The following is an 8,456-nucleotide window of genomic DNA, read 5'->3' on the forward strand; positions in this document are numbered from 1 at the left end:
CCTCAATGCTGAGCACACGGCGCAGCGGATCGTAAGTCCGGTGCACCTGCCGTTCGACGCCCGTGCCCTGCGCCTCGGCGATCACGGTCGCGTTGCCGCTGGCATCATAGGTCGTCTGGGTGACGGAACCGTCAACATAGGTGACGGTGTCGAGATTGCCGCTCGCGTTGTAGGCGTATCGGGTGGCGTTGCCGTTTTCATCGGTGCGGCTGACGAGGTGACCTTCGGGCGTGTAGGTCATGACCTGAGCGCCGCCTTCGGGATCAGAGATCTTCGTCGGCAGGCCTGTAGCGTCATACTCATAGGCCGTCACGAAGCCGCCCGGATCAGTCATGCTGGTGACCTTGTTAAAGATCGGCTCGTAGATATAGGCGGTGGTCCGTTCCGCGGCCGTGCCCACGGCCTCGGTCAGTTCCGTGACGTTGCCGGCTTCATCATACTCGATCGTGTCGACCCGCGTTCCGCCGGTGGTGGATGGCCGCTCGACCTGCAGAGCGAGGTTGTTGTCATCGCGCTCGATCAGCGTGATCCGCCCCAGGGGATCCGTCGTGCGGATCACCGAGCCGAACTGGTTGACCTCGATTTCCGTCACCTGCCCCTTGCGATCGGTGACAGTCGTGATCCGGTCTTCGGGCGCAACATAGACGAGGGGGGACGTCGCGGGACCGCCGAGGCCGTCAACCAGGCCAAGCGTTGCCCCCACCTGGTTACGGACGGAGGAACCGTCGGGGAATGTCGCGCCGGACAGGCGCCCGATCGCATCGTAGCTGTAGCTGGTGTTGTTACCGTTCTGGTTCAGGGATGAAACCAGGCGACCGTCGATATCATAGCTGAAGCTGACCTTGGTGCCCGTGGGTTCTGTCACCTCCCCAAGATAGCCCTCCTCATATGCGAATTGTGTCGCCCGTCCATCGGGATAGGTGATCGACAGCACACGTCCCGTCGCGTCATAGGCGAAGGTCGTGATCCCCCCTGCCTCGTCGGTGATGGTCACTAACCGACCCGAACCATCATAGGTATAGGTCTTCCTATTTCCTTGCGGATCGACGATCGACGTCTGCAACCCGTTCGCGTCGAATTCGACGACCGAGCCGTCCTTGTAGGTCCGCGTCCATGTCCCGTCAGCAAGCTTTTCCAGCGTTGAGAAGTCACCCTTGCCGGAAATGTATGCACCGGTATCGGAAGGTTTCGAGAAGTAGATCTTGATTTCAAAGCGACGGAGGATGATCAGATCCAGTCCGCCGTCTTCGTTGAGATCGGCAATCTGGAAGTCACTGAACGCTTCGTCGAGCTGTCCGAGCTCATAAGGTTGGAGCGTCCCGTCATCGTTTCCGTAGTAGATTGCAAGTGTCCCGCTGACGGTATCGCCCTCGTAGCCGGTTGACAGCAGGATATCTGGTTTTCCATCCTGATTGACATCGTGTGCCTTGATCGCGGTTAGACTGCTCGAAGCTGGCGGTTTCTGATAGATGACCGCCGAAGAAAAACTGCGCCCGTCGATATTGGTGTAGACATTCAGTGTTGATCCCATCGCTGTAATCACATCGAGGAACCCGTCATTGTTGAGGTCCGCCAGTTGGAAATACTTACCCATCAGCCTTGGTGATCTCGGACCAAGTCCGAGTTTTACAGTCGTGAAGCTGCGGCCGCCCTGGTTGAACCGAAAGCTTATTCCATCCCGATCTCGATAGGCGATGTCCTGATTACCATCCTGATCGATATCGCCCAACTCAAGTTGCAGCACTCCCCAACCGCTAAAGCCGGTGCGGTAAGGAGAGGGATGGCTGAACCCGTCAGCGTTCCCCCAATAGACACCTAAAGCGTCTTGTCTCAAAAATTCATTGCGGATGAGGCCAAGTGCAAAGTCCAGGTAGCCATCCTTGTCGAAATCCGCCACGGCCACATCAAGCGGCTGCAAGCTCCCCAAGACGGTTGGCAAACGCTTAAACGTCACGCTTGCGGCCGTACCACCGAAATCAACTGCGCGTGCAAAGCTATAGCCGCGCTGGAACTGAGCTGTCGTAACTACATCCAGGCCTTCATCAGTGCCGAACCGGCCAACCCCAATCCCGGTTAGATTTGGAGTATATGTTCCCGTCTGCGGAACACTGGTGGGGTTGACGACATGAATCCCAGGCTCTTGCACAATTTCCTTGTCGCCGAGGTTTCGAAGGATGCCGACATCACCCGGCCCGGTATCTGCATACAGAATATCTGGAAGGCCATCGTCGTCGATGTCCTGGATTTTGGCGTCCTGGCCACCGTTGATGTGGAACACGAGCGGTTCGTCTTCGAACTCTGTGAATGTGGGTCTCGGATCGAAGGGTGTGACCGAGCTGTCGTCCATGATTGCGACGGATCCGTCGGGGTTCTGGGTAAGTTTCTGGAGGCCTGCGACGGACCATCCGGTGCCGAGCGGGCTTTGGGTTTGGTTCTGGACGTAGAATTCGCCCTTGTGGCCGGCGGCGACGGTTGAGCAGTCGTACTGGGCCCGCGTGGTGAAGCGGTAGTCGTAGCGGCCCGAGGGCAGTCCGGTGGCGTCGACCGGGGTCGACTGGCGCAAAGTGACGGCTTCGCCGACCAGCGCGGGCGTGGTGCCGTCGGCGGCCTGGCGCGGGGTCCAGCTTGCGGTATTGGCGAGGCTGAGACCACCGACCTCGATGCGGCTGTCGAGTGTTGCGGGCAGCGAGGCGTCGGAGGAGATCGTGACGTCGCCCGCGACGATCACGGTCGGGTCGGCCGCGGCCGAGTGATAGGCGAGCGAGACCTGCTGGGTCCGGTTGAAGGCGGTATAGCCCGGCAGGGTGTAGCTCTGCGCGAGGTCCCCTTCGAAGAGCGAGAGGCTGCGATTTCCGGTCGGCGTGTCGTCCGAAGCTATTGCGGAAGGTGCCTTCGGCAGGAAGGAGAAGAGCATGCCGTTGTCAAAGGCCCCGGCCGCGCTGGTGACCGTGGCTGCCCCTGTATCGACACCCGCATTGGCGGCGCGGCGGAACGCTGCACCCGAGGTATTCAACTGCCACAGGTTCAGGCTGGTGCCTTCCGGCAGGTTATCGGCGTTCGGCGCAGTCAGCGTCGCCCCGGCGGTGAAAAGCGCACCCGGCGCATCGAGCGCATAGATGTGGCAGGCCTGGACGTCGCGTGGCAACGCCTCATGGGCGAAGAGCTGCGGCAGGGTGCCGAGACAGACATTGCCGCTATAGGCTGCGCCCGCAGCATCAGTCACGCTATCGGCGGGAATGATGACGGTGACACCGGACGTGTTGCCGGTCAGGACAGTGTTCTGACCAGCCACCACCTGGGCGCAACCATCGTTCAGCGGTGCCAGCAGGAAATCAGGCGCGAGATCGCGGTTCTGGTTGTCGGTGATGGTGATCGCGCGGATCTCGCCAACATAGCCGCCCGGCCCGCCCGTGGCAGAGGGCTCGACGAGGACCCGGTCGCTGCCTGCGGTCAGACTGCCGAAGCTGAACCGGCCGGCACTGTCGGTGATAGTGGCGAGGGCTGCATTCTCGAGCCGGACCGGAATGCCAACAAGCGGCGTATCGGTCCCGTTCGCCCGATCTACCGCATCAAAGACGAAGCCGAAGACGGCGGTCTCACCGGCATTGGCCGGAACCACTTCGATGTTCAGAACGGCGGTATCGGTGAGGCTGCCATCCGACGCGCCGATGGTAAAAGCGTGGCTGCCGATCTGGCCCTGTTCAGGGCGGAAGCGGATCATGCCCGATGTGGCATCAAGCGTGATGCCCGATGCCAGCGGCAGGGGATTGGCAAAGAAGCTGACTGGATCGCCGTCAGGATCAACGGCCGACAGGTCGAGCGCAAGCTCGAGGCCGAGTTCGACCGTGTAGAGGCTGTTCACATTGCCCAGAACCGGCGGCAGGTTCGGCACGGTCGCGCTGATGTCGAGCGAGGCCGTGCTTTGCGCCAGGCCATCATCCACGGTGACCTGAAGAGTATAGGCGCCGGACCGGTCGGTTGCGACCTCGACCAGGCCGCCGCCGAGATCGTTGATCGCGGGGGCCGAACCGGCGGGGGCCGCAGTGAACGAATAGGTGAAGCTCAGCGCATCGCCATCGGGATCCGACGAGGCTGCGGCGCTGAACTCGGTGACCTCATTGACCACGATGCTGTCCGGGCCGACAAGATCGGCGACCGGCGCGCGGTTCGGCGCGGTCATCGCCACCGTGACCGGGGCAGAGGACAGGTCATAATCCGACACGGTGAGGGCGAAGACGTAATCGCCCCGGATGTCGGGGGTGAAGGAGGCGATCGGCGCGTTCGCATTGGCGATCTGGGCGGTGCTGCCCTGCGGGGCAGAGACGATCGTCCAGACATAGGTCAACGCATCGCCGTCGGGATCGAAGGAGCCGGTTCCGTCGAGGGTTGCGACCTCTCCCACGAAATGATCGGCATCGACCGTGGCCGCCGCGATTGGGGCGGTATTGGGGACTTCAATCACGATCACCACGGGCACGGCCTGCGTCGCGCCGTCGCTGGCGGTCAGCTGGATCAGGTAGAGCCCGGCCCGGTCCGGCGTGAAGTCAAGGTTCGGTGCGGTGACCAACGGACCGCCGGAAAGTGCCGCCTGGCTGGAAGCCGGGCGATGGATCAGCGACCAGCCGAAGCTCAGCGCATCACCGTTGCCGTCGAAGGCCAGCGCGGCACCGTTCAGCGGCACCGCCACGCCCCGTTCGCCGGTCAGACGGGCCGACCGTCTCAGAACCGGCCTGAGGTTGGCGTCGCCGATGAAGGCGGTATCGGGAAGAGACCAGCCATTGCCGTCAGTGACGATCAGTTGCACCACGCCGGAGCCCGCGACAACGCAAACCGGGTTATTGCGGTTGAACGGATTGTTCTTGACCCGGGCAGTCGCGACACTGGCAGAGCCAACCCAGGCATAAAGATCGCCCTTGCCGAAATCCGGGGTTGTGACATGGACCGAAACCCTGCCGGGCACGGTGACGCTGCCCAGCGGCGTTCCGTCCGCCAGCTTCAGATCGACGCTGCGTGTGTGATCGTTCTTGTTCTCGATCTCCCAGACAATGATATCGCCCGACGCGACCGATTGCTGACCGCGCGACATGAGCGAGATGCTGACCGGTTCGGCAGCACTCGTTCCCGGCAGATCGCCGGGCAGACGGGTGTCGAAGTTACAAAGCCCCCCCAGATCGGAGCGCTTGATGTGGTAGACCGGGCTTGTCGAGATGATGTCAGTGAAGCGCGCCGAGGTCACGTCGAGCGCGAGCGCGGGCTGAGCGGCATGTGAGTCGTTGAACTGCCCGACAGATCCGCTCCCCGTCAGGCCGAGCGCCGACCAGGAATAGGAGAGCGGCCCGCCCGTCGACGCTGTACCGTCAAGTGCCACGATCCCGCTCGTATCGGTCAGCCGGTCAGCTCCTGCGTCGGCCCGGGGCAGCGGTGCGCCGACAACCACAGGTATCGTGACCGGGACAGCAGCGGCGCTGCCGTCTTCAACCATGAGCTGAAGGACATAAATACCGGCAAGGTCCGGCGTGAAGCTCGTCTCCGCCCCGGAGGCAAAGGCGCCGAGAGAGGCCGTGCTGCCGGCGGGGCGATGGAGGAGCGCCCAGCTGTGGGACAGAAGATCACCATCGAGGTCATAGCTCTGGGTCCCGTCGAGAGCGAACGCGGTTCCGGCCTGCGGATTGGCGACCGGCGCAATGCGGCCCACAGGGCGCAGGTTGGCCGCCGGATCACCCGTGACCAGAATCTGGTCAGAGCGTATCCAGTCGCCATCCGAAACCGAGATCGTGAGGATATGGTCGGCCGGCTGATCAAGCGTCACCGCGATCTGCCCATCCGCGTCAAGCGTGACCGTTGGCGCGGCACCCGACGGTGAGGCCGACATCACAGCTGAGGGAACAAGGGCATTGCCGTCGAGATCGCTCGAGCCATAGGCGTCGAGAACCAGAGCCGTACCCGGCGTGGCGCGAAGCTGGTCGAACCGTCCCGACGCCACCGGGGCGACCTGCCGCCCGCCGACACCGGCATAATAGTCCACGCCAAACGCGAGGAGATCGGCGCGAGAAAGGTCAGCGCCGATCACGTCCTCGAAGGTGACCGAGCCACCGGCAGTGCCGAAGATGAAGGTGAGGTCGTTCACTGCGGCATTGGGTGACATGCGGACATTTGTTGTCCCGTCCGGATCCGCATCTATGGCCGCCGCCAGAGCCAGAAAATCCTGCGGCGTCGAAAGGGTATGACCTATGCCTCCAAATGTAACAGTCGCGATATCGGGATTTATGGCCGCTCCGCTATCCAGTTCGAATCCCTGAACTCTTTCATGCGTACCGGTCACCGAACGGTCGCCTAGGTCGAACAGGTCCTGAACACCGGTCGTCGCAACTCGGGTGGCGTCATAGCTCAGCCGGTAGCTGTCTGTGCTGCCGGAATCGGGAAGATAGCTGATCTCGTAGGTGACGACAGACGACACCGCGCCGCTGTCATCCTGCACGCTCAGACCGACACGATAGAGGCCTTCCGCATCCATCATGAATCCGGTCATTGGTGCCGTCGCATCGGCAAAGCCCGCGTCACTGCCGGACGGCATGTCAATGACCGACCAATGATAGGTCAGCCCGTCGCCATCCACATCAAAGCTGCCGGCACCGTCCAGCAGGATGGGGCTGGACCCGCCCGGCGCACCGCGCCCGCCGATCCGCGCGACCGGCGTCAGATTGCCCGTGCCGACCTCGATATCGACGACATGGAGCGGGGCCGTATTGGCCGGGTTGTCAGCATCAAAGAAGGAAACGGTCGCGACATACGTCCCGGCGATATCGGGCGTGAAGGTCGGGCGCAGGACATCCGCCGCGCTGAAATCCGCGACGCTCAGGCCGGGCCGCTGCGTCCAGGACCATTGCGGCTGGAGATGCTCCCCGGCGACAGCCTTGAGCCCGTCCGTGGGATCGAGCCGGACCGCTGTACCGACCGACGCGGCAACCGGTGTTGCGGTGTCATTTGCAAGGGAAGGAAGTGCGGAAGACAGAAATATCAGCCCGGCGCCAACGCCGTTGAAAAACAGATTCATCAAAATAACCCTTCGTCCCTACAACCCGGGAGCGAAGATCGCCGATCTATTAAATTTGATCAAGTCATTTTTGAGTTGAACAATCGGGCGAGATTCCACGGATACGAGAGAGAATGACCGAGACCTCCCTATATTAGTGTCTGAAGAAGAAGCATGGCAACTTCGGCAACACTGTTTCCTGAGAACAGAAACAATTACGTCGCGGAAGGAACAGATATATCTGTGCGCCGGAACTGACGTTCTTGCCAGGCCATAGTCCCCCGACGCTTCCGCTTCAGGAACTCAATCACTGTCGCGATTGGCTCTGTGGCCGGCTTTACCGTTCCCGGTCTCTATCTCTCGACTCCCCAGGCCGCGTGACTTCGCGCAGCCGCTTTGTGGACCTGTCACGGAATTGTTGGGGTCTGTTACGGCTGAGTGCAGGATCGTACGTTAACGTCCCATACTCCCGGTTTTGAGCCCTGTGGTCGCCTTCGTTGTGGCGATGAGCTTGCTGCGCCCGTTTTGTGGCTGTGAAGGTGGCAAGATATAGGGATGATTACTTCACAGCTTTGCCCCAGCTTGCCGCCGCCAGCGGTATTCGCCGGTGAGCAGGATGTGGGCCCATCCAAGCGGCGAGATATGCGCGAGCAGAGCTGGGTCGCAATTCAGTCCGGCCCGCTGCCGCGCGGCCACGGCCTGACCGAGGTGCTTGGTGTTCCAGTAGATGATGATGGCGGCAAGCAGGTTGAGACCGGCCATGCGGTAGTGCTGCCCCTCGGCGGTGCGATCCCGGATTTCGCCTTGGCGTCCGATGCGCAGAGCGTTTTTCAGTGCGTGATGCGCCTCGCCCTTGTTCAGGCCGATCTGGGCCCGTCGCTGCATGTCGGCGTCGAGGAGCCATTCGATGATGAAGAGGGTGCGCTCGACGCGCCCGATTTCACGGAGCGCCAAGGCCAGCTCATGCTGGCGCGGATAACGGAGAGATCAGGGAGAACGGAAGACGCGTCCTGGCTGCCTAACGTACGATCCTGCACTCAGCCGGAAAGGACCCCTTCCTGACTACCCGTCGGTCTCCGGACAGTAAATTTCAGAAGGTCCGAAAAACATCGCAGATCGTCCTAAGAAACGGACGACCCGTTACGCGGCGCGGGACTCGGTCCCACCCTGCCGAAAGGCGGCGGGCGAAACGCCGATCTCTTTCTTGAACACCCGGCTGAATGCCGATTCCGAGGCATAGCCCGATATCTCGGCCGCCTCGGCCACGCTGAGCCCGCGTGCGGCGAGAGCCTCCCGCGCGATCTGCATCCGCCACGATGTGACATAGCTCATCGGGGTCGCGCCGATCCGCGCCGTGAACCGCTCGGCAAAGCCGGTGCGCGACAGCCCCGCCTCGCAGGCGAGCGCGGCCACGGTCCAATCC

The 8,456-nt window shown here is 62.2% G+C and carries 2 protein-coding genes and 1 pseudogene; all 3 read right to left on the bottom strand.

Annotation, left to right across the window (positions count from 1 at the left end):
• On the bottom strand, positions 1-7,054 hold a 7,054-nt coding region (locus WBB85_RS20760; RefSeq protein WP_432640486.1), incomplete at its 3' end, for a PKD domain-containing protein.
• Positions 7,055-7,597: 543 nt separating this feature from the next.
• A pseudogene (locus tag WBB85_RS20765) lies at positions 7,598-8,011 on the bottom strand (Tn3 family transposase); the annotation flags it as partial.
• A 162-nt stretch (positions 8,012-8,173) separates the two neighbouring features.
• Positions 8,174-8,456, bottom strand: a 283-nt coding sequence (locus WBB85_RS20770) for a helix-turn-helix transcriptional regulator (RefSeq protein WP_432640487.1), incomplete at its 5' end; no start/stop codon positions are given.

The sequence above is a fragment of the Albidovulum sp. genome (assembly GCF_049646345.1).
Classification (GTDB): Bacteria; Pseudomonadota; Alphaproteobacteria; order Rhodobacterales; family Rhodobacteraceae; genus Albidovulum.